We start from the raw sequence: 21995 nt of genomic DNA, 5'->3' as shown, positions 1-21995 counted from the left end.
CTGCGCATCGTCTCCGACATCGCGCGCACCGCGCTCACGCCGGCACCACGTCCATCCAGCGGTCTCCGAGGAGGATTCGGTCGCCCGGGGCGGCGATGACGGGCGTGTCGGCGGGGAGCGGGTACTCGGCCCCTGCCCGGACGAGCACGCTGCCGTTCGTGGAGTGCCGGTCGACGACCTCGATCCCGCCCGAGGCCGGGCGCACCGAGAAGTGCGTCTTCGACAGCGAACGGGTCGTGTCGGGCACCGCGACGGCGCGTGTGCCCGGAACCCGCGCGGCATCGGGATCGCGCCCCAGCAGCAGCGCCTCGACGACGGCGAGCGTCTCTCCCGAGTCGAGACGCAGCGCGAAGACGGGTGCCTCGGCGGAGGCGGCGGGTGCGGGAGGCCCCTCCGGCGCGGGCACCGCCGGGACGGACGCGGGGACAGGCGCGGATGGTGCAGCGACCGGCGCGGGAGCAGGCGCCATCGGCTCGGGCTGCCCGCCCGCGGGAGTGGCGAGCGAGGCGCGGTCGGGCCCGGGAGCCGCGGGCGCCGGACCTGCAGGCGCCGAGGGCGCCGTGCGCGGCTCCTGGGGGCGCGCCACACCGAGGACACCCGCGCTGATGCGGGTCCCGGGGCGGTACTGGAGGGAGCCGTCGGCATCCGCTGCCGTCGCGAGCGACGGGAGCGACGACCGCTCCGGCACGGGCTCGGCCTTCACGGTCTTGCGCGCGATGCGCATGCGCTTCTCGTCGTAGGGGTTCAGACCCGAGCGGATGTCGACGAGCCAGGTGCGCGCCGCGTGATCGTGCCAGCCGCGGCCCCGCCGCTCGAGATCGAACGTCGACGACGAGAGCACGAGAGCCGGCCCCGCGACCGGCAGGATGCCGGAGGCCCCGACGATCACGAACCGCCAGAGCACCCACCAGACGCCCGGCCGCTCGAGCGAGCGCGCGTTAATCGTTCGGATGCCGGTCAACGCCTTCCCGATCGTGAGGCCCTTCCTGCCGTGGAGGATCCACTGGGCGATCGCGTACACGAGCAGGAGCGCGACCGAGATCGCCGACAGCACGACCGCGAGCACGAACCGGGGGTGGTTCACGAGTCCGTAGAGGGAGATCGACCCGTCGGCGAGCTTGGCCAGCAGCGGCCCCGCGCCCACCCACAGCGGCACCTGCAGGACGGCCCAGATCGCGAGGTCGCAGACGAAGGCGAGAGAGCGGCGTCCGAACGGGGCGCGCACGAGGCCCAGCCCCGCCGCGTAGGCAGGATCGGGCCTGCCCTGCGCGTCGACGCCTTCGAGCGCGTCGGTCTTCTCATCGACTTCCCAGATCATGCGACTTCCCAGATCATGCCGCGACCATCGCCCCGATCACGCCTGGGCGCCGCGGGGCGCTGCGCCGGGCACGAAGTAGCGCAGCGGCGAGAGCCCGGTGCGGACGATCGCGTCGCCGCCCGCGTCGAGGAACTGATCGAACGTCGCGACGCTCAGGGTGCCGGCGGGGTCGGCGACGATGACGTTGTCGACGACGGGCAGGAGCGTCGCGGTGCCCTTCGGCCACGCCGCGATCGTCACCGTCACCCCGGCGTCCGTCATCTGGATCTTCGGGTCGGCGACGTGCAGGTCGGGGCGCTGCAGCGCGGGCGCCTGCGCCTCGTAGGCACGCACGTTGTAAAGGCGAAGTACGCGCTCGAACCGCGGGGCGAGCTCCGGGAGGGCCTCGCGCCAGGCGAACGGCGCCCATCCTTCGGGGGTGAGCACCAGCGGGTGCGCGCTGATGAGCGGCCCCCCGCCCTCGTAGAGGGCCTCGGCCCGGTCGAGGACGTGCGCGACGGCATCCTCGTCGTCGGCGCCGATCACGAACACGGCATCCCGCGCGAGCGCGAACAGCACCGGCGGCCCGGCGAGGTCGACCTCGCTCAGCCGGGACGGGTAAATGAGCACGGAGGCCGCGACGGTCTCGTCGTCGATCGCGAGCGCGCCGCCCGCCACAGCCGGAAGGGCACCCGCCCGGCGGATCGCGTCGGCGGCGACCTCGCGGAACGGTCGCGACCACGCCTTCGCGTCGCCTTCCGTGACCGCACGCCCCGTCGCGGAGTCGTCGAGCCCGACGAACAGGTCGCCGCCGGCGTACTCGACGCGCGGGTGCGCGTCACCGGGAGCGGTGAGGGCGAGCACCCCCAACCCGGTCGCGCCGTACACGTGCGGCGTGAGGGTCTCGGCGAGGTCCTCAGGCGTCTGCGTCATCGTCACTGTCTCCCGTGAAGTTCCGGCCGGCGCAGGCAGGGCCGGTGAGTCAGGAGCAAGGCTACGGGATGACGACGGGACCGGCGAGCGCGACCACGTCGGACCACGACCACGCGAGGTCGAGTCGCGGAACCTTTTTCGCAGGCGTCGGACGCCGCATCGATACCCACCCCGTCGGCACGACCTGTATCGCTGCCCGTTCGGAAGGTAGTTCACCCACATCGCGGTACCTCACGACAACCAACGCGCGACCGCAAATCTCCCACCACAACGCCGAACGAGCGTCAGTGGCTGCGAGTTCGCGACTATATGGGCGGTCCTGAACCAGGTCGAGACCGATCGGCTGTCCGTGTCCGTAGGAACACTCGGCCCCCACGCCCTGCGCGAGATCACTCGCCCGATCCACACCTGGTCGCGAACCAGTAGCGGCACCCCATCGATCAGACGTCCGCTCACCTCGGGGTACCGTGTCCTCCTTCGCGGAACTTGCGCTCGATCGCCTCGACGATCGCCGCCCCTGTCGTCACGAGTGTGTCACCGTCGAACGAGACAACGGCCCCCGTGCGCAGCGAGGTGGGTTGCAGAGCGCTCGGCAGGCCCTATCACAGCTCGACCGATTGTGCTGTCCCGGGCCACATCCCTGGGTTATAGTCGCCGTCGAGATTGCCCCCGACGCCTGTGGCAGTCGACGGCACATCGATCACCGCCTCACGGATGCCGGTGGGAAGGTACCCACCAGGGATCCAGTGATCGTTCGCGCCCGCTTCATTGCCCGTCGGAATACGCAGCCCGTCGAGCTCGCCACTGAAGGTCGCGATGATGCGCGCACCGCGGCGCAGCTCATCCTCATCGATATCCGGCCATTCGAACCCGAGCTTCTCCATCACCCAGATCAGCTCATTCGGCAGCATCATCCCCACGCGAGCAACCTCCCCCGGCGACCCTAGACGACCATCAGCCTCTGCGTCGCGACGATCCACAGGTCACCGCGGAGTTCGCGAATCACCGCCCCCTGCGCGAATCACCGCTCGATGCGCGCGAACCGGGCGGTGACTCGCGGATCCGGTGGTGATTCGCGAGCAGGACGCCACGCCGGGGCGCGGAGCGGCGCGCGAAGCGCGATCAGTGGAAGAAGTGGCGCTCGCCGGTGAAGAACATCGTGACGCCCGCGGCGTTCGCGGCGTCGATGACCTCCTGGTCACGCACCGATCCTCCCGGCTGGATAATGGTGCGGATGCCGGCGTCGATCAGCACCTGGGGGCCGTCGGCGAACGGGAAGAACGCGTCCGACGCGGCGACCGACCCGGCGGCACGATCACCGGCGCGCTCGACCGCGAGGCGGCAGGAGTCGACCCGGTTGACCTGGCCCATGCCGATGCCGACCGTCGCGGAGTCGGTCGCGAGGACGATCGCGTTCGACTTGACGGCGCGGCAGGCCTTCCACGCGAAGGCGAGGTTGCCCTTCTCGGAGGCATCCGGCATCTCGCCCGTGACGAGCTGCCAGCCGTCGACGAGCGACTCGACCTCTGCGGGGAAGCGGTCGGCATCCTGCAGCAGGAGGCCTCCCGAGACGAGGCGCACGTCGAGCTGCTCCTGCTGCCAGTCCTCGGGCAGCTGCAGGATGCGCAGGTTCTTCTTCAGCCGGAAGACCTCCAGAGCCTCGGGCTCGAAGCCCGGCGCGACGATGACCTCGGTGAAGATGTCGCGGAGGTTCTCGGCCATCTTGAGGGTGACCGTGCGGTTCGCGGCGATCACGCCGCCGAAGGCGGAGACCGGGTCGCACTCGTGGGCGCGCAGGTGGGCCGACGCGATCGGGTCGAGGGCGGTGGGGGCAGCGACGGCGATGCCGCACGGGTTCGCGTGCTTGATGATCGCGACGGCGGGCTTGACCATGTCGAACGCGGCACGGAGGGCCGCGTCGGCGTCGACGTAGTTGTTGTAGCTCATCTCCTTGCCCTGCAGCTGCGTCGCCTGCGCGATGCCGTGGCCACCCACGCGCGTGTAGATCGCGGCGCGCTGGTGCGAGTTCTCGCCGTAGCGGAGCGTCGCGAGGCGCTCGGCCTTGATCGTGAGATGAAGCGGCAGGTCGTCCGGGTCGGCCAGGCTCTCTTCGGCGAACCACGTCGCGACGGCACGGTCGTACGCGGCGGTGTGCGCGAAGGCGCGCGCGGCGAGGTCGCGGCGGTGCGCGAGCGTCGTGCCACCCTCGCCCAGCGCCTCGATGATCGCGGGGTAGGACTCGGGCGAGACGGCGATCGCGACGTTCGCGAAGTTCTTCGCCGACGCGCGCACCATCGCGGGGCCGCCGATGTCGATCTGCTCGACGACAGCGTCGCCCGACGCGCCGGAGGACACCGTCTCGACGAAGGGGTAGAGGTTCACGACGACGAGCTCGAAGGGCAGGATGCCGAGCTCCGCCAGCTGCGTCTCGTGGTCTTCGAGGCGCAGGTCGGCGAGCAGGCCCGCGTGCACGCTCGGGTGCAGGGTCTTCACGCGCCCGCCGAGCGATTCGGGGAAGCCGGTGATCTCGGCGACGTCCTTCACCTCGAGACCCGCGTCGCGCAGCAGCGCCGCCGACCCGCCGGTCGACACGAGCTCGACGCCCGCACCGGCGAGCGCCTGCGCGAGCGGCAGCAGGTCGGTCTTGTCGCTCACCGAGATGAGCGCGCGCCGGATCGGCACGAGGTCGCGGTGACGGTAGAGGGCGGGATCGATGGACGGACCGGCCATGCGGGAACTCCTGGTGTCGGGTCTGGTGTCGGGCTGGTGTCGGGAAAGGGCAGGTTTAGGGGGTGGCGGCGACGGCGTCGAGGTCGATCTCGCCGGTCGCGATGCCGCGGACGACGTCGATCAGAAGCCGCCGCTCGACCGGCTTGATGCGCTCGTGGAGCGTCGCCTCGGTGTCGCCGGGGAGGACCGCCACGCGCTCCTGCGCGAGGATCGGGCCCGAGTCGACGCCGCCGTCGACGACGATGACGCTCGCGCCCGTCTCAGCGACGCCGGCAGCGAGCGCGTCGCGGACGCCGTGCGCGCCCGGGAATTCGGGAAGGTACGCCGGATGGGTGTTGATGAGGGCGGGGGCCCAGGCATCCACCACACCCTGCGGGAGCAACCGCATGAGACCGCTCAGGACGACGAGGTCCGGCGTCCACACGTCGATCTGGCGGCGCAGTTCGTCGCCCCACTGCTCACGCGTTTCGAACTCGCGGAAAGGGACGAGCACGGTGGGGATGCCGAAGTCCTCCGCGTGCACGAACCCGTCGGCCTCGCGATCGGCCCCGACGACGACGACGCGCGCCGGGAAGTCGGGCGAGGCAGCGGCCTCGAGCAGCGCACGCAGGTTCGAGCCCGTGCCCGAGATGAGGACGGCGACCGTGAGCACGCGCCCAGTCTACCGAGGCGTCTCGTCGCCCGAGGGCGCGGGTGCGGCGCCCTCGTCGGGGCGATCGGCGTCGGGTTTCGCGGCGGCGTCGGGGGCGGGTTCGTGGGCCTCGCCGGGCTCGCGGGCGGCGGCGCCGACATCGAGGGGCTGCGTCTCCTCGGCATCCGCTGCGCTTTCCCCCGCGTCGAGGTCCGCGAGACGGAACGTTTCCCCCGAGACGACACGCGACACGTCGCGTGTCGGCAGGAAAGTGCCGTCTCGCGGGTCGGCGTACGCGTCGGGGTGCGCGGCTGCGTACGGGTGGGAGCGGTGCACGGGGCTGAAAAGGGCGATCGCGGCGCCGACGGCGAGTTCCACGCCGACGGCGAGCGCCACGGCGCCGGGCGCCGGGCCGACCTCGGCGAGTCGCCCGGGACCGATCGACCCCGACGCGAGAGCCGCGAGAAGCGCCGCTCCCGCACCGCCACCGATGACGATGATCCCGAGCACGGCCAGTCGCGGCGCCGGGGTCCCGGCATCCGCCCCCTGCCGAACACGCGCCGTCGCGCCCGCGATGAAGCCGACCGCGACGATCAGGAGCACCGACAGGAGCATCCACGACGACACCGTCTCGGGGATGATGCCGAGCAGCGGGATGCCGGGGAGCACACCGATGTCGGTGCCCACCGGCGAGACCGTGGTCCCCGTCCCGAGGGCGAATCCGGGGCCGGCGGCGAAGGCCCCGCCCCAGACGACGAGCGTCGGAAGATAGGCGAGCTGACCGAGCTCGACCATCGTGGCGCCCAGCGCGTCGACATGCGCCGACTCGAACAGGGCGACGACCTGGCCGCCGCGGGCGAGCGTCGCGATGGCGACGAGGAGAGCTCCGACGCCGACGAATCCCGCCACCGCGACGCCGAGGCCGCGGGCGGCCGCCTCGGGGACGGACGCCCAGTCCGTGTCACGCGTGAGGCGCAGGCGCAGCGCATCGACCGGACCGTCGTCGCCGTGGCGCCACGCCCCGACGACCGCTCCCCCGAGTGCGGGGAGCGCGAACACCGCCGTCGGCAGCAGCAGCGCCTGCCAGCCGTAGACCGCCGCGACGGGGTTCGCCGACGAGCGCCACAGGAGCCAGGCGATGACCGCCGTGACGAGGGTGCCCGACGCGACCCCCAGGATCCATGCCCCGGCCCGCGCCGCACGCGCCCCCGATCGCGCCGCGAAGATCGCGACTCCGCCCGCGAAGGCGAGGGGTGCGAGGGAGAGCCAGAACTGACCGGCATCCGTGGGGATGCCTGTCGCCGTCAGATACTCGGGCGGCAGCGTGATCTGGAGCGGCACGAGGTTTCCGAGCTGCCAGATGCGCACCGACGTCGGCCAGAGCGTCCCCCAGTCCGCACCGCCGAGGCCGACCACCCAGAAGACGGTGAGGGGGGCGAGCACCGCGGCCACGCCGACGGCCGCCGCGATCAGGGCGTCGAAAGCGGCGAGGAGGGCGACGAGAAGGCGATTCATGCGGCTTCGACCCTACCCAGCGCCGACGCTCGGGGCGTGCGGGCGCGCGGCACGAGACGGAGCGGCCTCGCCATCGACTACCGTCTTCCTGGAGGATTTCATGTCAGCACCCCGCCGCACGGCAACCCGCCCCAGCGATTCGTCTCCCTCGGGAGCACTCGACCGCTTCTTCGAGTTCTTCGAGATCAGCAAGCGCGGGTCGACCGTCGGCGCCGAAGTGCGCGGCGGCCTCGTCACGTTCGTGACGATGGCCTACATCGTCGTCCTCAACCCGATCATCCTGTCGGGCAAGGAGGACGTCGCCGGCAACGCGTTGTCGTTCGGCGCCGTCGGCGCGGTCACCGCCCTCACCGCCGGTGTCATGACGATCCTGTTCGGCCTCATCACGCGCCTGCCGTTCGGGTTCGCCGCGGGCCTCGGCATCAACGCGTTCCTCGCCTTCAGCGTCATCGGCGAGGTCACCTGGCCCGAGGCGATGGCCCTCGTCGTCATCAACGGCGTCATCATCGTGCTCCTGGCCGCGACGGGCCTGCGGAAGATGATCTTCGACGCCGTGCCGGTGCAGCTGAAGCTCGCGATCACCGTCGGCATCGGCCTGTTCATCGCGTTCATCGGATTCGTGAACTCGGGCTTCGTGACGACGACGGGCGAGAACTCGCCGCCGGTCGGGCTGGGCATCGGCGGTTCGGTCGCGACCGTCCCGACGCTGCTCTTCCTCGTGACGCTGTTCGTCACCGGCATCCTCGTCGCCCGGAAGGTCAAGGGCGGCATGCTCATCGGCCTCGTCACGGGGACGGTGCTCGCCGTCATCGCCGAGGCGATCTGGCACCTGGGTTCGGCGGTCGACAACCCCGGAGGCTGGGGTCTCACGATCCCCGCGCTCACCGGGTCGCCCGTGAGCATCCCGGACCTCAGTCTCCTCGGAGCCGTCGACTTCTCGTTCGACCTCGAGCGCGTGGGCCTCGTCACTCTCGTGATGCTCGTCTTCACCCTCGTCTTCTCGAACTTCTTCGACGCGATGGGCACGATGACCGGGCTTGCCAAGGAGGCGGGACTCGCGGACGAGAAGGGCGACTTCCCGCGCATCAAGTCGGCGCTCGTCGTCGAGGGCGTGGGCGCGATCGCGGGCGGCCTCTCCTCGTCCTCGTCGAACACGGTGTTCATCGAGTCGGGGACCGGCATCGGCGAGGGTGCGCGCACGGGTCTTGCGAATGTCGTCACCGGACTCGTGTTCCTGCTGGCGATGTTCTTCACGCCGCTGACCTCGATCGTTCCCACCGAGGTCGCCGCGGCGGCGCTCGTGATCGTGGGAGCGATGATGATGGCGCAGATCAACAACATCGATCTGAAGGACTTCCGCGTGCTGCTGCCGGTGTTCCTCACCGTCACCGTCATGCCGATGACGTACTCGATCGCCAACGGTATCGGCGCGGGTTTCATCAGCTGGGTACTGCTGAACGCCTTCTCCGGCCGCGCCAAGTCGATCAGTCCCCTGCTGTGGATCGTCGCGGGCGGCTTCGTGATCTACTTCGCCCGCGGCCCGATCGAGGCGGCGCTGGGCGCCTGACGCCGCCCTCTCCGCCGCTCGCTCGCTCGCTCGCGAATCACCGCCCGATTCGCGAATCACCACCCGATTCGCGCGTATTCGACGGTGATTCGCGCAAGGGACGGTGATTGGCGAGCGGGGGCGGGGCGTCAGCGCGGGGCAGAGAGGGCGCAGCGCGCGGGCGCGAAAGAGGGGGCGGATGCCTCGGCATCCGCCCCCTCGACTCTCGCTCGGCGTGTCAGAGCCGGCGCGACGGCGTCAGAGCGCCGCGATGATCTCGCGCATGAGGGCCGCGGTCTCGGACGGCGTCTTGCCGACCTTGACGCCGGCGGCCTCGAGGGCCTCCTTCTTGGCCTGCGCGGTGCCCGCCGAGCCCGAGACGATGGCGCCGGCGTGGCCCATCGTCTTGCCTTCGGGGGCGGTGAAGCCGGCGACGTAGCCGACGACCGGCTTCGTCACGTTCGCCTTGATGTAGTCGGCCGCGCGCTCTTCGGCGTCGCCGCCGATTTCGCCGATCATGACGATCGCCTTCGTCTCGGGGTCGGCCTCGAACGCTTCGAGCGCGTCGATGTGGGTCGTGCCGATGATGGGGTCGCCGCCGATGCCGATGGCGGTCGAGAAGCCGAGGTCGCGCAGCTCGAACATCATCTGGTAGGTCAGCGTGCCCGACTTCGAGACGAGGCCGATCGGCCCCTTGCCCGTGATGTTCGCCGGCGTGATGCCCACGAGCGCCTCGCCGGGCGTGATGATTCCGGGGCAGTTCGGCCCGATGATGCGGGTCTTGTTGCCCTTCGAGGTCGCGTACGCCCAGGCCTCGGCGGTGTCGCCGACGGGCACGCCCTCGGTGATCACGACGAGGAGGGGGATCTCGGTGTCGATGGCCTCGACCATCGCGTCCTTCGTGAACGCGGGCGGAACGAACGCGATCGACACGTCCGCGCCGGTCGCCTCGATGGCCTCGGCCACCGAGCCGAAGACGGGCAGCTCGATCGGGTTGCCGTCGGCATCCACGTGCGACACGGTCGTGCCGGCCTTGCGCGCGTTGACGCCGCCGACGACGTTCGTGCCCGCCTTCAGCATGAGGGCGGTGTGCTTCGTGCCCTCGCCGCCGGTGATGCCCTGGACGATGACCTTGGAGTCCTTGTTGAGGTAGATAGACATTCTTCTCAGTCCTGTTCTCGTCGAGGGGTCAGGCCGCGGCCAGCTCGGCGGCCTTGTCGGCGCCCTCGTCCATGCCTGCGGCGAGGGTCACGAGCGGGTGGTTCGCGGCCGCGAGGATCGCGCGACCCTCTTCGACCTGGTTGCCGTCGAGGCGCACGACGAGCGGCTTGGTCGCCGTGTCGCCGAGGATCTCGAGCGCCTTGACGATGCCCTCCGCGACGGCGACGCACGAGGTGATGCCGCCGAAGACGTTCACGAAGACCGACTTGACCTGCTCGTCGCCGAGGATCACGTCGAGACCCGCCGCCATGACGGTCGCCGAGGCACCGCCGCCGATGTCGAGGAAGTTGGCGGGCTTGACGCCGCCGTGGTGCTCACCCGCGTAGGCGACGACGTCGAGCGTCGACATCACCAGGCCCGCACCGTTGCCGATGATGCCCACCTGGCCGTCCAGCTTGACGTAGTTGAGACCGGATGCCTTGGCCTTCGCCTCGAGCGGGTCGGCCGCATCCTTGTCCTCGAGCAGCTCGTGCTCGGGGTGGCGCACCTCGGTGGCGTTGTCGTCGAGGGTCACCTTGCCGTCGAGGGCGATGATGTTGCCCGAGGCATCCTGGATCAGGGGGTTCACCTCGACGAGGGTCGCGCCCTCGCCGGTGTAGACGTCGTAGAGCTTCACGAAGACGTCGGCCACCTTCGGGGCGAGTTCGTCGTCGAAGCCGCCGGCCTTGGCGATCTCGAGCGCCTTCTCGGCGTCGATGCCCGTCAGGGGGTTCACCTCGATCTTCGCGAGGGCTTCGGGGCGCTCGACCGCGAGCTCCTCGATCTCCATGCCGCCCTCGACGGAGCAGAGGGAGAGGTAGGAGCGGTTCGCGCGGTCCAGCAGCACCGAGAAGTAGAACTCCTTCTCGATCTGCGCGCCCGCCGCGACCATGACCCGCTTCACGACGTGACCCTTGATGTCGAGCCCGAGGATCGCCTTCGCGGCCTCGTAGGCATCGTCGGGGGTCTTCGCGACCTTCACGCCGCCGGCCTTGCCGCGGCCTCCCGTCTTGACCTGAGCCTTCACGACGACGACACCGCCGAGCTTCTCGGCCGCCGCCTTCGCCTCCTCAGGGGTGTCGGCGATGATGCCGGGGAGAACCGGCACCTCGTACTTCTCGAACAGGTCACGTGCCTGGTATTCGTAGAGATCCACGCGCAATCCTCCGCTGGGCGTCTGTGGTGTCGGTGTGCCGAAGAGCATCCCGAGGTCATCTCGTCGCCGAGAGGATGTCGAGGGATCGGCCAATCCCCCAGCCTAATACGCTCGTCCGGGTGCCCCGACCGTGCGCGTTGAGCGGGTGCGCGGCGCACGTGGTGGCTAGGCTTGGCCCGTTATGACCGATGCCGCTCCCGCCTCCGCCCGCAACACCGTCGTCGCCGCCGCGCTCGACCTCTTCGTCGCGCAGGGCTTCGAGGCGACCTCCGTGGAGCAGATCGCCCAGGCCGCAGGGGTCTCGCGCTCGACGTTCTTCCGGCAGTTCGGGGGAAAGGACGACGTCGTCTTCAGCGACCACGACGTGCTGCTCGCGCAACTACGGGAGTTCCTCGCCGAGGCGCGGCGCGATCCGCAGGAGAACCCGTGGGCGGCGGCATCCGCGGCATCCGTCGAGGTGTTCCGCCACTTCGCGGCCGACCCCGAGCTCGCCCGGCGGCGCTACGCCGTCGTCCGGCAGGTGCCGGCGCTGCGTGAGCGCGAGATCGTCACGGTCTTCCAGTACGAGCGACTCTTCGACGATTACCTGCGCGAGGCGCTTCCGGGTCTCGACCCGATCGACGCGGTCGCCTTCTCGGCGGCCGTCACCGCGGTCCACAACCACGTCCTGCGGCGGCTGCTGCGCGGCGCGGATGTGCCTGAGCACGTGCTGACGGATGCCTACGACCGCCTCATGCACCGCTTCGGCGTGCACCCCGACGCGGAGGACGCGCGCCCCGACGACGTCGTCATCGCGACGTTCCCGCGCCGCATGCCGATCGCCGAGATGGCCCGGCGGCTACGCGACGAGCTGTAGCGCGCAGGTCGCTCGCGGGTCCGCGCGGGGACTCGGGCGCGGTTCCGCGGGGACTCGGGCGCGGCCCGGGCTCAGAGCGCGTCGAACGCCGCGCGCACGTAGCGGATCGAGCGCTCGCCCGGGAGGACCGCCGCCTCCATCCGGTTCATGACGTAGGCGACCGTGACACCCCGATCGGCGTCGGCGGCGACGATCGAGCCGCCCCATCCGGCCCAGTAGGCGACGCGTCCCTCGGGCAGATAGGGGCTGGATGGCGCATCGCGCAGCCCCCACCCGAGGCCCCACCGCAGCGGTGCGCCCAGGACGAGGTCGGGCCCGGCAACGCTGTCCTCGAAGACGAGGTCGACCGTCTCCGGGCGGAGGATTCGCACGTCACCCACCTCGCCACGACCGGCGATCACGGCGTTGCTCAGCGCGACGGACCGCGCGTTGCCCTGCCCGCCCGCGCCGCCGATCCCCGCCGCGCGCCACTCCCGCGTGAGCGCGTCGGTCGCACGGACGACCGGACTCGTGAACGAGCGGAACGCGATCGTGTCACGCTCGATCGCGGCGCCGCCCCGCCCCGGCGGCACGACGTCGCTCACGCGGTGATCCTCGGTCGCAGGGAGCCCGAGCCAGAAGTCCGCGCCGAGCGGGCGCGCGATCTCCGCGGCGAAGACCTCGCCGAGCGACTGGCCGGTGACCGCCCGGACGATTCCGTGGACGAGGTGGCCGTAGTCGATGACCTGGTAGCCGCAGCGCGTTCCCGGCGGCCACCACGGCGCCTGCGCGGCGAGGCGGTCGGCCGCGGCATCCACATCGAGGATGTCGGCGGTCGTGACGGGCTGCTCCCAGCCCGAGACCCCCGTGCGGTGCTGCAGCACGTCGCGCACCCGCATGCTCTCCTTGCCCGCGGCGCCGAACGCCGGCCAGTAGCGCGCGACCGGCGCGTCGAGGTCCACCTCGCCGCGGTCGACGAGGACGAGGAGGGCGAGGGAGGATGCCGTCTTCGAGATCGACCAGACGTTCGTGAGGGTGTCGGCCTGCCACGGGCGGGTGCGGGCGGCGTCGGCCCAGCCTCCCCAGAGGTCGGCGACGATGCGCCCGTCCTCGATCACGCAGAGAGACGCGCCCAGGTCGTCCCCGGTCGCGAGGGAGGCCGCGAGGAGGTCGCGGAGCGGCGCGAAGCGCTCGTCCGCGGTGCCGTGGGCGGCCGCGTCCACGTCGGGCGTCGGGTGGTCCGAGGCGGCCGTGACGTCGCTGTCCGGGGTCATGGCGCGAGCCTACCCGTGCGCCCCGGCCGGTCGGTCAACGGGTCCAGGCGGCGCGACAGCACGGCCGCGCGCACATACCGCTCGGTCGGTAGGCTGGCCCCGGCATCCCGACGGCGTGATCTCGCCGGGCTGGTGTCGTCGTCTCGCGAAAGGACCCCTCATGACCCGTGTCGCCCTCGTCACCGGCGCCGCCCGCGGCATCGGCGCCGCCATCGCGCGTCGCCTCGCCTCCGACGGCAATGCCGTCGCCGTCCTCGACCTCGACGCCGCGGCGTGCGCCGACACCGTCGACGCGATCACCGCCGCGGGCGGGCAGGCCATCGCCGTCGGCGCGGACGTCTCCGACTCTGCGTCGGTCGAGGCCGCCGTGGCCGAGGTCGTCGAGCGACTCGGTGCGCCCACGATCCTCGTGAACAACGCCGGCATCCTGCGCGACAACCTCCTCTTCAAGATGACCGACGACGACTGGGACGCGGTCCTGGGCGTGCACCTGCGCGGCGCATTCCTCATGAGCCGCGCGGTGCAGAAGCACATGGTGGATGCCGGATTCGGCCGCATCGTGAACCTCTCCTCGACCTCGGCGCTCGGCAACCGCGGGCAGGCGAACTACGCCGCCGCGAAGGCCGGCATGCAGGGCTTCACCAAGACGCTCGCGATCGAGCTGGGGCGCTACGGCATCACCGCGAATGCCATCGCGCCGGGGTTCATCGCGACCGACATGACGCGCGCGACGGCGGAGCGGATCGGGATGACCTTCGACGAGTTCCTGGTCGCGGCGGCCAAGGAGATCCCCGTCGGGCGGGCGGGCACCCCCGAGGACATCGCGGCCGCGGCATCCTTCTTCTGCGCCGAGGAGTCGGGGTTCACCTCGGGCCAGGTGCTCTACGTCGCCGGGGGTCCGAAGGCCTGACGCGGTTCGTCGGCGCAGATCGCGCTCATCGGAGAGATTGTCGGCGCAGATCGCGCTCATCCGGGCGGGTGGAAGCGATTCGCGCCGACAATCCAGAAGCGACCCTCCCACAACAAACCGACCGTCCGGTATGCTGGCGAGCGAGGCGTCGTGGACGGCGCCGGAGAGGGTCACCGATGACCGCCGACACCACACCTGCACCGGCATCCGCCACGCCGAACTCCGCGAGCCCAGCATCCGCCACCGCTCGCTCCGCGCCGACGGCCGAGGTCCCCGGCCTCGACGTCGCAGGCCTCGAAGCTTGGCTCGTCGACGCACACCCCGACCTCGTCGTCCCCGGTCAGCACCTCACCGCGACGGTCATCGCGGGCGGGCGCAGCAACCTGACGTACGGCATCGACGGGGCGGCGCGGCCGCTCATCGTCCGCCGCCCGCCGCTCGGCCACGTGCTCTCGAGCGCCCACGACATGCGCCGCGAGCACCGGGTCATCTCGGCGCTCGCAGGCAGCGCGGTACCTGTGCCGGTCGCGGTCGACGTCGTCGACGACACCGAGGCGAAGCAGGTCACCGGCACCGTCTTCTTCGTCATGGAGCGCGCCCCGGGCCGCGTCCTCGCCCGCCCGACGCACAACGCGGGCTTCACCCCCGACGCTCTCCGCGCGCTCAGCCTCGAGCTCGCCGGCGACCTGGCCGCACTGCACTCGGTCGATCCCGAGACCGTCGGCCTCGCCGACTTCGGCAAGCCCGACGGGTTCCTCACCCGCCAGCTCGCGACGTGGCGGCGGCAGCTGGATGCCTCGCGCTCGCGCGAGACTCCCGAGCTCGACCGCCTGCAGGCCGCGCTCGAGGCGGATGTCCCCGAGACGACCCGGACGGGCATCGTCCACGGCGACTTCCGCCTCGACAACGCTCTCGTCACCGGTGAGGGCGACGAGGCGCACGTCTCGGCGATCCTCGACTGGGAGATGGCGACCCTCGGCGACCCGCTCGTGGACGTCGGCATGTTCGCGATGTACTGGGAGATCGGGCACCTCCCCGGCGCGCTCGCGACCGCCGTGCCGAGCGCGGTCGACGCCGCGGCCGGGTACCCCACCCTCAACGAGATGATCGCCGCGTACGCGGAGCGCGCCGGCATCCCCGTGCCCGAGCTGCACTGGTACCGCGCGTTCGCCGCGTACAAGCTCGCGGTGATCCTCGAGGGCATCCACTACCGCTACCAGCAGGGCGGCACGGTCGGCGAGGGCTTCGACCAGATGGGCGGGCTTGTCGCACCGCTCGCGCGGGCGGGCCTCACGGCGCTGGATGCCGAGGCATCCGCAGCCCCTTCCGACACGGACTCCGACACCCCCACCGAGAGCGAGGCCCGCTGATGGACTTCTCCTTCGATACTGAGACCGAGGCGCTCATCACCCGTGCTCGCCGCTTCGTCGACGAGCGCGTGCTCCCCGCCGAGCCGATCCTCGAAGAGCAGCTCGCCGCGACGCCGAACGAGTGGACCGTGCGCCCGATCGTCCGCGAACTGCAGGATCGCGCGCGCGCCGAGGGCCTCTGGAACCTGTTCCTCCCGGCCGGGCACGGTGAGAACGGGGGCGCGGGTCTCACGAACCTGCAGTACGCGCCGATCGCCGAGATCACCGGCTGGTCGACGCGCCTGGCTCCCCCCGCGTTCAACTGCGCCGCGCCCGACACGGGCAACATGGAGGTCCTGAACGACTTCGGCACCCCCGAGCAGAAGGAGCAGTGGCTGACGCCCCTACTGAACGCCGAGATCCGCTCCGCGTTCTGCATGACCGAGCCCGACGTCGCCTCGTCCGACGCGACCAACATCGACACCCGCATCGTGCGCGACGGCGACCACTACGTCATCAACGGACGCAAGTGGTGGTCGACCGGCGCGATGAACCCGGATGCCGCGATCTTCATCGTCATGGGCAAGACCGATCCGGATGCCGACCGCCACCGTCAGCAGTCGATGATCCTCGTTCCCCGTGACACCCCCGGCGTCGAGGTCGTGCGTCCCCTGACGGTGTTCGGCTACGACGACCGCGACCACGGCGGGCACGCCGAGGTCGTCTTCCGCGACGTGCGCGTGCCGGCCTCGAACCTCATCGCCGGCGAGGGCGACGGGTTCGCGATCGCGCAGGCGCGCCTGGGCCCCGGCCGTATCCACCACTGCATGCGGGCGATCGGCACGGGCGAGCGCGCTCTCCAGCTGATGAGTGAGCGGGCGCGCGAGCGTCACGCGTTCGGGCGGGCGCTGGCCGACCAGGGCGTCGTCCGCGAGTGGATCGCCGAGTCGCGCATCACGCTCGAGGCGCTGCGCCTGCTCGTCCTGAAGACCGCGTGGCTCATGGACACCGTCGGCAACAAGAAGGCGATGACCGAGATCCAGGCGATCAAGATCGCCGTTCCGCGGGGCGTGCAGCAGATCGTCGACCGCGCCATCCAGCTGTACGGCGGCGCGGGCGTCTCGGGCGACACCCCGCTCGCCGAGATGTACGCCGGCATCCGTTCGCTCCGGCTTGCCGACGGCCCCGACGAGGTGCACCTGTCGAGCCTCGGCCGTGCGCAGCTGCGCGCGCGCTGACGCGGCGCCGGCTCTTCGGCTCGCTGCGCTCGCTCAACGACCGGGGGTTGCGCGCGCATAGCCGTACTCCGAGCGCGCGCACAGCCAGGCGTCGAAACGGCGTTACTTGTGCGGGATGCCGGTGATCATGCCGCCGTCGACGACGAACTCGGCGCCGGTCGTGAAGGCCGAGGCATCCGACGCGAGGAAGACGATCGTCCCGGCGACATCGCCGGGCTCGCCGGGTCGGCCGAGCGGGATGTCGAGGCGCGCGGGGTCGATGCGGGCCGACATGTCCGAGCGAATGAACCCCGGATGCACCGAGTTGACGCGGATGCCGGAGGGCCCGAGCTCCACCGCCATCGACTGCGAGAGCCCGCGCACGCCGAACTTCGACGCCGTGTAGCCGTGTAGGCCGGGGCTGCCGCGCATGCCCTCGACCGACGAGATGTTGATGATCGATCCGCCCGTGCCGGTGGCGGCGAACTGCGCCTTCATCTGCGGCACGACCGCGCGACACCCGAAGAAGACGCCCGTGAGGTTGACGGCGATGACGGCATCCCACTTCGCGGTCGTGAGGTGCTCGACGGGGGCAGCGTTGACGATCCCGGCGTTGTTGACGAGGACGTCGACCGCCCCGAACGCGGCGACCGTGTCGGCGATGACGGTCGCCCACTGGTCTTCGTCGCGGACGTCGAGGTGGTGGTACCGCGCTGTCGCATCGGCATCGCCCGCACCGTCGCGGGCCGCACTGTCGAGCTCGGCGGCGAGCGCCGCACCCTCGTCGTCGAGGATGTCGGCAATCATCACCCGCGCGCCCGCGGCGTGCAGCGCGCGGGCGTAGGCGGCACCGAGGCCGCGGCCGCCGCCGGTGACGATGCAGACGCGTCCGCCGAGGTCGATCGTCGCGCTCACGCGGCGACCTCGATGACGACGCGTCCGACCGTCTGGCCGCCGGCGAGGTCGGTGAGGGCCGCGGGCGCCTCGCCGAACGGGACGACGTGGTCGACGACGGGCGAGATCGCGCCGTCGTCGGCGAGGCGGGTGATCTCGCGGTGCGCCTCGGCGACGAGGTGCGGTGCGACCTGCGTATAGAGGCCCCAGTGCAGACCGAGCAGCGAGTAGTTCTTGACCAGCACGTGCCCCGCGGGCAGCTGGGGGATCGTGCCGCTCGCGAAACCGACGATGACGATGCGTCCCTCGAAGGCGATGCACTTGGTGGATGCCGCGAAGGCGTCGCCCCCCACGGGATCGAACACGACGTCGGCGCCGTGCCCGCCGGTCGCGGCCTTGACGCCCTGCGCGATGTCGTCGACGCCCCGGATGAGCACGACCTCGGCTCCCGCGGCGCGGGCGACCTCGGCTTTCGCCTCGGAGCCGACGACGCCGATCACGCGAGCTCCGGCGGCGACGCCGAGCTGCACGGCGGCGGCGCCGACACCGCCCGCCGCGGCGTGGACGAGCAGCCACTCCCCCGGCTGCAGCGCCGCCCGGCGGTGCAGGCCGAACCACGCGGTCTGGTACGCGACGAAGAGGCCGGCGGCCGCGGCATCCGGAAGCGTTGCGGGCGCGGGATGGACGTCGGATGCCGGCACGGCCGCGTACTCGGCGAGCACCCCGATCTTCGAGGCGAGCACCCGGTCGCCGATGCGGAAGGACCCGGCATCCGCGCCCTCTCCGAGCGCGACGACGTCGCCCACGCACTCGATGCCGGGGATGAAGGGCAACTCGGGCTTCACCTGGTACTCGCCGCGCGCGAGGAGGACGTCGGGGAAGTTGGCCGCGACGGCGCGCACCCGCACGAGCACCTCCCCGGAGGCGGGCGCGGGGACCGGGACGTCGTCGAGCGAGAGCGCATCAGCGGGTTCGCCGAGCGTCGTCACCCGCCAGGCGCGCATCGTCTCGGGAACGGTGGATTCGTGCTCGGGCATCGTCGCCTCCTGGACGGGTGGTGGGGTGGTGCGGGTGGGGTGGTGCGGGTCGGTCAGGCGCCCGCGTCCGCGGGATGCAGGCTCGTGAGGTACAGGTCGGTCAGCTGGGCGGCGACGAGGTCGCGGCTCTCGGGCCCGGTCGGCGAGTACCACTGCGACAGGTAGTGGACGTCGCTGAAGAAGTGCGCCACGAGCAGCGCCACCGGGATGTCGGTGCGGTAGCGGCCCTCAACCTGCCCACGCTCGAGGAGCGCGGCGAACGCGTCGTGGTAGGCGCGGCGGCGGCGCGTGACCTCGTCACGCCGGTCAGCGGAGAGCAGGTGCGCGCTGCGGAAGAACACGGCCGCCTCACGGAGGTGGTCGATCGACGTCTCGATCACGTCGACGCACACGGCGCGGAGGATCTCGTCGACACCCGCGCCGGATGCCTCGCCGCGCGCGACGATCTCGTCGAGGTGCTGCTTCTGCAGTGTCAGGAGCTCGTCGTAGATGCCGAAGAGCAGGTCGTCCTTCGACGCGAAGTAGTGGTACATCGCGCCCTTGGTGACGCCGGCCGCCTCGACGATCTGCTGCACGCTCGTCGTGACGTAGCCCTGGGTCGCGAACAGCTCGACGGCCGCGCGGGTGATGTCGTCGGCGACGTGGGAATCCTTCACCGGGCGCCTCTCTTCTCGGTCCGTGCTCTGCCGCTCGACGCGGGCGTCACATGAGGGGCTTGATGCCCGCGCCGCCGTCGATCGACAGGGTCTGGCCGGTGATCCACGCGGCATCCTCTGACAGGAGGAAGGCGACGGGCCCGGCGATGTCCTGCGGCGTGCCGAGGCGGTTCAGCGGGTAGGCGGCGGCGGTCTCGGTCTCGTGCCCCTCGTAGAGCGCGCGGGCGAACTGGGTCTTCACGACGGCGGGGGCGACGGCGTTGACGCGGATCGCGGGGGCGAGCTCGTACGCGAGCTGCGCCGTGAGGTTGATGAGGGCGCCCTTGGATGCCCCGTACATCCCGATCCCGGGGCTCGCTCCGAGGCCCGCGACGGAGGCGACGTTCACGACCGAGCGGCTGAGCCCGGCCGCGAGCGCGTCGCGCGTCCACTCGAGCGTCGCGAGCACGTTGACCTCGAGGATCTTGCGCGCGGCACCCAGGTCGACGCCCGCGAGCGGACCGTAGGCGGGGTTGATGCCGGCGTTGTTGACGAGGTGGTCGAGGCGTCCGTAGGTCTCGGCGACGTGGGCGTATACGGCGGCGCGGTGGTGCGGGTCGTCGGCGGCGCCGGCGACGCCGCTGGCGGCGGGGGTGCCGTCGGCGAGGGTGCCGAGCTCGGCGACGGCGGCATCCAGCGCCTCGCTCTTGCGGCCGGTGAGCACGACGCGTCCGCCCTCGGCGACGAGGCGCTGCGCGATTCCAAAGCCGATCCCGCGGCTTGCGCCCGTGATGATGGTCACGGTGTCGGTGAAGCGTGCCGTGGCATCCGTCATTTCTGCTCCTCCTCGAGCGTCTCGGTCATCTCATACCGTCCAGTCGGTATGACGCTAGCACAGCGCGCCTCCGCCCCGCACGCGCCCCTCTCCGTCCCGCCCGCCCGGCTCGCGAATCACCGCCCGATGCGCGAATCACCGCCGCTTTCGCGCGAATCGGGTGGTGATTCGTGAAAGCGGCGGTGATTCGCGAGCCAGGGGCGGGCGCCGGCGCGGGAGTGCGAGCGTCAGACGGTTTCGCCCGAGGCCACCGTCTCGGCGAGGGCGTGCACGCGCGGCAGGTGGTGCGCGCCGTAGAAGTCCGCGGTGCGCAGGCGTGCAACATCCTCGTCGGTCGCCGCGTCGTGCTTCGCGACGGCGACGACGGCGAGGCCGTGCATCCACCCGCCCGAGAGCGTTCCGAGGAGCATGAGGTACGGCACGCTCACGGCATGCGCGTCGCGGAGCGACCCGGCGAACCCGAGCAGGTCGGCGGTCGCGCGACGCGCTGCGGCGACGGCGCGCTCGAGCCGGTCGGCGGTGCGCTCGGCCGTTCGCACCGCGACGTCGGATGCCGCATCGCCCGCGACGGCGCGGAGGTCCGCGACCGTGGCGTCGATCCGCGCGAACAGCGCTTCGGCGGTCGCGCCCTGGTTGCGGATGACCTTCCGTCCGATGAGGTCGTTCGACTGGATCGCCGTCGTGCCTTCGTAGATCGTCATGATGCGGGCGTCGCGGTAGTGCTGCGCGGCGCCGGTCTCCTCGATGAAGCCCATGCCACCGTGCACCTGGATCGCCTCGCTGGTGAGCTCGATCGCATCCTCCGTGGCCCAGCCCTTGAGGATCGGCACGAAGAACTCGGCGAGTGCGAGCGTCGCGGCATCCTCCGTTCCTTCGGCCTGGTCGAAGAGGTCGCCGACATACACGCCGAGGGCGCGCATCGCGTAGATCTCGCTCGCCATCGACAGCAGCAGACGCCGGACGTCGGGGTGCTCGGCGATTGGCGCCGAGGCATCCCGATCGAGCACGCGGCCCTGCATGCGATCTGCGGCATATGCCCGCGCCTGCTGGTACGCGCGATCGGCGATGCCGGTCGCCTGGAAGCCCATGCCCATGCGCGCGGAGTTCATCATGACGAACATGCCCGCCAGCCCGCCGCCGACCTCGCCGACGAGGTAGCCGGTCGCGTCCTCATACGCGAGGACGCAGGTGGGCGAGCCGTGGATGCCGAGCTTGTGCTCGATCGCGACGGTCTCGACGCCGTTGCGGTCGCCGAGCGAGCCGTCGGCGTTCACGAGGTACTTCGGCACGACGAACAGCGAGAGGCCCTTCGCGCCCTCGGGGGCGTCGGGCGTGCGCGCCAGCACGAGGTGGACGATGTTCTCGGCCACATCGTGGTCGCCCCACGTGATGAAGATCTTCTGGCCCTTGATCGACCACGAGCCGTCACCCGCTCCTTCGCCACGGGGGGTGGCGATCGTGCGGATCGCGCCGAGGTCGGTGCCGGCCTGCGGCTCGGTGAGGTTCATGGTGCCGGTCCACTCGCCCGAGACGAGCTTCGTGAGGTAGATCTCGCGGATCTCTTCGGACGCGGCGGCATCCAGCGCGTGGATCTGCCCCGCGCTCAGCAGCCAGCAGAGGGCGAACGCCGCATTCGAGGCGTTCCAGATCTCGCCGAGCCCCGCGCGCACGGAGCCCGGCAGGCCGTCGCCGCCGGCCGATTCGGGCGCCTCGGCGCTGACCCAGCCCGCCTCGATGAACGCCTGATACGCCTCAGCGAACCCGTCGGGCAGGTGCACCTGGCCGTCGACGAACTGCGCGCCCACGGTGTCGCCGACCGTCTCGAGCGGCGCGAGGACGGATGCCGCGAACTCGCCGGCGCCCTCGATCACGTCGGTCGCGTCGTCGGCGGTCAGTGCGCCGCCGGTCGCGCGCGCGACGATGTCGAGGCCGAAAGCCTCGTGGTACAGGAAGGCGTAGTCCGCGACGGGTGGGACGTACTCGGAGGCGGCGGCCATGACG

General features: G+C 71.4%; 19 protein-coding genes. 5 read left to right on the top strand and 14 right to left on the bottom strand.

Annotated elements, in window-relative coordinates; all coding sequences use genetic code 11:
• Positions 1 to 34: 34 nt before the first annotated feature.
• The 6 genes from AC3ENQ_RS04370 to AC3ENQ_RS04345 form a co-directional block, all read right to left on the bottom strand.
• Positions 35 to 1318, bottom strand: coding sequence for an RDD family protein (locus tag AC3ENQ_RS04370; protein ID WP_431802060.1), 1284 nt, complete (start codon positions 1316 to 1318; stop codon positions 35 to 37).
• Between the two features lie 36 nt (positions 1319 to 1354).
• Positions 1355 to 2230, bottom strand: a complete 876-nt coding sequence (locus tag AC3ENQ_RS04365) for a hypothetical protein (RefSeq protein ID WP_431802058.1) — start codon at positions 2228 to 2230, stop codon at positions 1355 to 1357.
• A gap of 602 nt (positions 2231 to 2832) precedes the next feature.
• Positions 2833 to 3150 (bottom strand): hypothetical protein, encoded by a 318-nt coding sequence (locus AC3ENQ_RS04360; RefSeq protein WP_431802057.1) that lies wholly within the window; start codon positions 3148 to 3150, stop codon positions 2833 to 2835.
• A 202-nt stretch (positions 3151 to 3352) separates the two neighbouring features.
• A complete protein-coding gene (purH, locus tag AC3ENQ_RS04355; RefSeq protein ID WP_431802055.1) occupies positions 3353 to 4960 on the bottom strand; it encodes a bifunctional phosphoribosylaminoimidazolecarboxamide formyltransferase/IMP cyclohydrolase in 1608 nt (535 codons plus the stop codon).
• Between the two features lie 55 nt (positions 4961 to 5015).
• The gene (gene purN, locus AC3ENQ_RS04350; protein ID WP_431802053.1) at positions 5016 to 5612 is read right to left on the bottom strand and encodes a phosphoribosylglycinamide formyltransferase; all 597 of its coding nucleotides are present in this window, start codon (positions 5610 to 5612) and stop codon (positions 5016 to 5018) included.
• Between the two features lie 9 nt (positions 5613 to 5621).
• A complete protein-coding gene (locus AC3ENQ_RS04345; protein ID WP_431802052.1) occupies positions 5622 to 7106 on the bottom strand; it encodes a cell division protein PerM in 1485 nt (494 codons plus the stop codon).
• A gap of 100 nt (positions 7107 to 7206) precedes the next feature.
• Here AC3ENQ_RS04345 and AC3ENQ_RS04340 point away from each other — a divergent pair, with 100 nt between their 5' ends.
• A complete protein-coding gene (locus tag AC3ENQ_RS04340) occupies positions 7207 to 8673 on the top strand; it encodes an NCS2 family permease (RefSeq protein ID WP_431802050.1) in 1467 nt (488 codons plus the stop codon).
• Positions 8674 to 8910: 237 nt separating this feature from the next.
• Here AC3ENQ_RS04340 and sucD read toward each other — a convergent pair whose 3' ends face one another.
• On the bottom strand, positions 8911 to 9813 hold the full coding sequence (sucD, locus tag AC3ENQ_RS04335) for a succinate--CoA ligase subunit alpha (protein ID WP_431802048.1): 903 nt from the start codon (positions 9811 to 9813) through the stop codon (positions 8911 to 8913).
• 28 nt (positions 9814 to 9841) lie between these two features.
• On the bottom strand, positions 9842 to 11008 hold the full coding sequence (gene sucC / locus AC3ENQ_RS04330; RefSeq protein WP_431802046.1) for an ADP-forming succinate--CoA ligase subunit beta: 1167 nt from the start codon (positions 11006 to 11008) through the stop codon (positions 9842 to 9844).
• Positions 11009 to 11189: 181 nt separating this feature from the next.
• Here sucC and AC3ENQ_RS04325 point away from each other — a divergent pair, with 181 nt between their 5' ends.
• Positions 11190 to 11864: a TetR/AcrR family transcriptional regulator gene (locus AC3ENQ_RS04325; protein WP_431802044.1), complete on the top strand. Its 675-nt coding sequence runs from the start codon at positions 11190 to 11192 to the stop codon at positions 11862 to 11864.
• A 71-nt stretch (positions 11865 to 11935) separates the two neighbouring features.
• Here AC3ENQ_RS04325 and AC3ENQ_RS04320 read toward each other — a convergent pair whose 3' ends face one another.
• A complete protein-coding gene (locus AC3ENQ_RS04320; RefSeq protein ID WP_431802042.1) occupies positions 11936 to 13117 on the bottom strand; it encodes a serine hydrolase domain-containing protein in 1182 nt (393 codons plus the stop codon).
• Positions 13118 to 13277: 160 nt separating this feature from the next.
• Between AC3ENQ_RS04320 and fabG the strand changes: the two genes are divergently transcribed.
• The 3 genes from fabG (at position 13278) to AC3ENQ_RS04305 (ending at position 16614) form a co-directional block, all read left to right on the top strand.
• Entirely contained in the window at positions 13278 to 14027 is a 750-nt protein-coding gene (fabG, locus tag AC3ENQ_RS04315; protein WP_431802041.1) for a 3-oxoacyl-ACP reductase FabG, read from the top strand.
• A 176-nt stretch (positions 14028 to 14203) separates the two neighbouring features.
• Entirely contained in the window at positions 14204 to 15397 is a 1194-nt protein-coding gene (locus tag AC3ENQ_RS04310) for a phosphotransferase family protein (RefSeq protein WP_431802039.1), read from the top strand.
• Positions 15397 to 16614 carry an acyl-CoA dehydrogenase family protein gene (locus AC3ENQ_RS04305; RefSeq protein ID WP_431802037.1) on the top strand — a complete coding sequence of 406 codons (1218 nt, stop codon included), beginning with the start codon at positions 15397 to 15399 and terminating at the stop codon, positions 16612 to 16614. The genes AC3ENQ_RS04310 and AC3ENQ_RS04305 overlap by 1 nt, the downstream gene beginning before the upstream one ends.
• 102 nt (positions 16615 to 16716) lie before the next feature.
• On the opposite strand, the gene AC3ENQ_RS04300 is transcribed toward AC3ENQ_RS04305, so the two are convergent.
• From AC3ENQ_RS04300 to AC3ENQ_RS04280, 5 genes are all read right to left on the bottom strand, one after another.
• Positions 16717 to 17508: a glucose 1-dehydrogenase gene (locus AC3ENQ_RS04300; RefSeq protein WP_431802035.1), complete on the bottom strand. Its 792-nt coding sequence runs from the start codon at positions 17506 to 17508 to the stop codon at positions 16717 to 16719.
• Positions 17505 to 18524 (bottom strand): NADPH:quinone oxidoreductase family protein, encoded by a 1020-nt coding sequence (locus AC3ENQ_RS04295; RefSeq protein ID WP_431802033.1) that lies wholly within the window; start codon positions 18522 to 18524, stop codon positions 17505 to 17507. Before AC3ENQ_RS04295 ends, AC3ENQ_RS04300 begins: the two co-directional genes overlap by 4 nt.
• 53 nt (positions 18525 to 18577) lie before the next feature.
• On the bottom strand, positions 18578 to 19180 hold the full coding sequence (locus AC3ENQ_RS04290; RefSeq protein ID WP_431802031.1) for a TetR/AcrR family transcriptional regulator: 603 nt from the start codon (positions 19178 to 19180) through the stop codon (positions 18578 to 18580).
• Positions 19181 to 19226: 46 nt separating this feature from the next.
• Complete coding sequence (locus tag AC3ENQ_RS04285; RefSeq protein ID WP_431802029.1) at positions 19227 to 19994, bottom strand: SDR family oxidoreductase; 768 nt, start codon at positions 19992 to 19994, stop codon at positions 19227 to 19229.
• Between the two features lie 227 nt (positions 19995 to 20221).
• Positions 20222 to 21991: an acyl-CoA dehydrogenase family protein gene (locus AC3ENQ_RS04280; RefSeq protein WP_431802027.1), complete on the bottom strand. Its 1770-nt coding sequence runs from the start codon at positions 21989 to 21991 to the stop codon at positions 20222 to 20224.
• Between the last annotated feature and the right edge of the window lie 4 nt (positions 21992 to 21995).

The organism is Microbacterium sp. bgisy203 (genome assembly GCF_057706945.1).
Note: the sequence above shows the minus strand (reverse complement) of the source record. Positions and strands in the feature narration are given on the sequence as shown.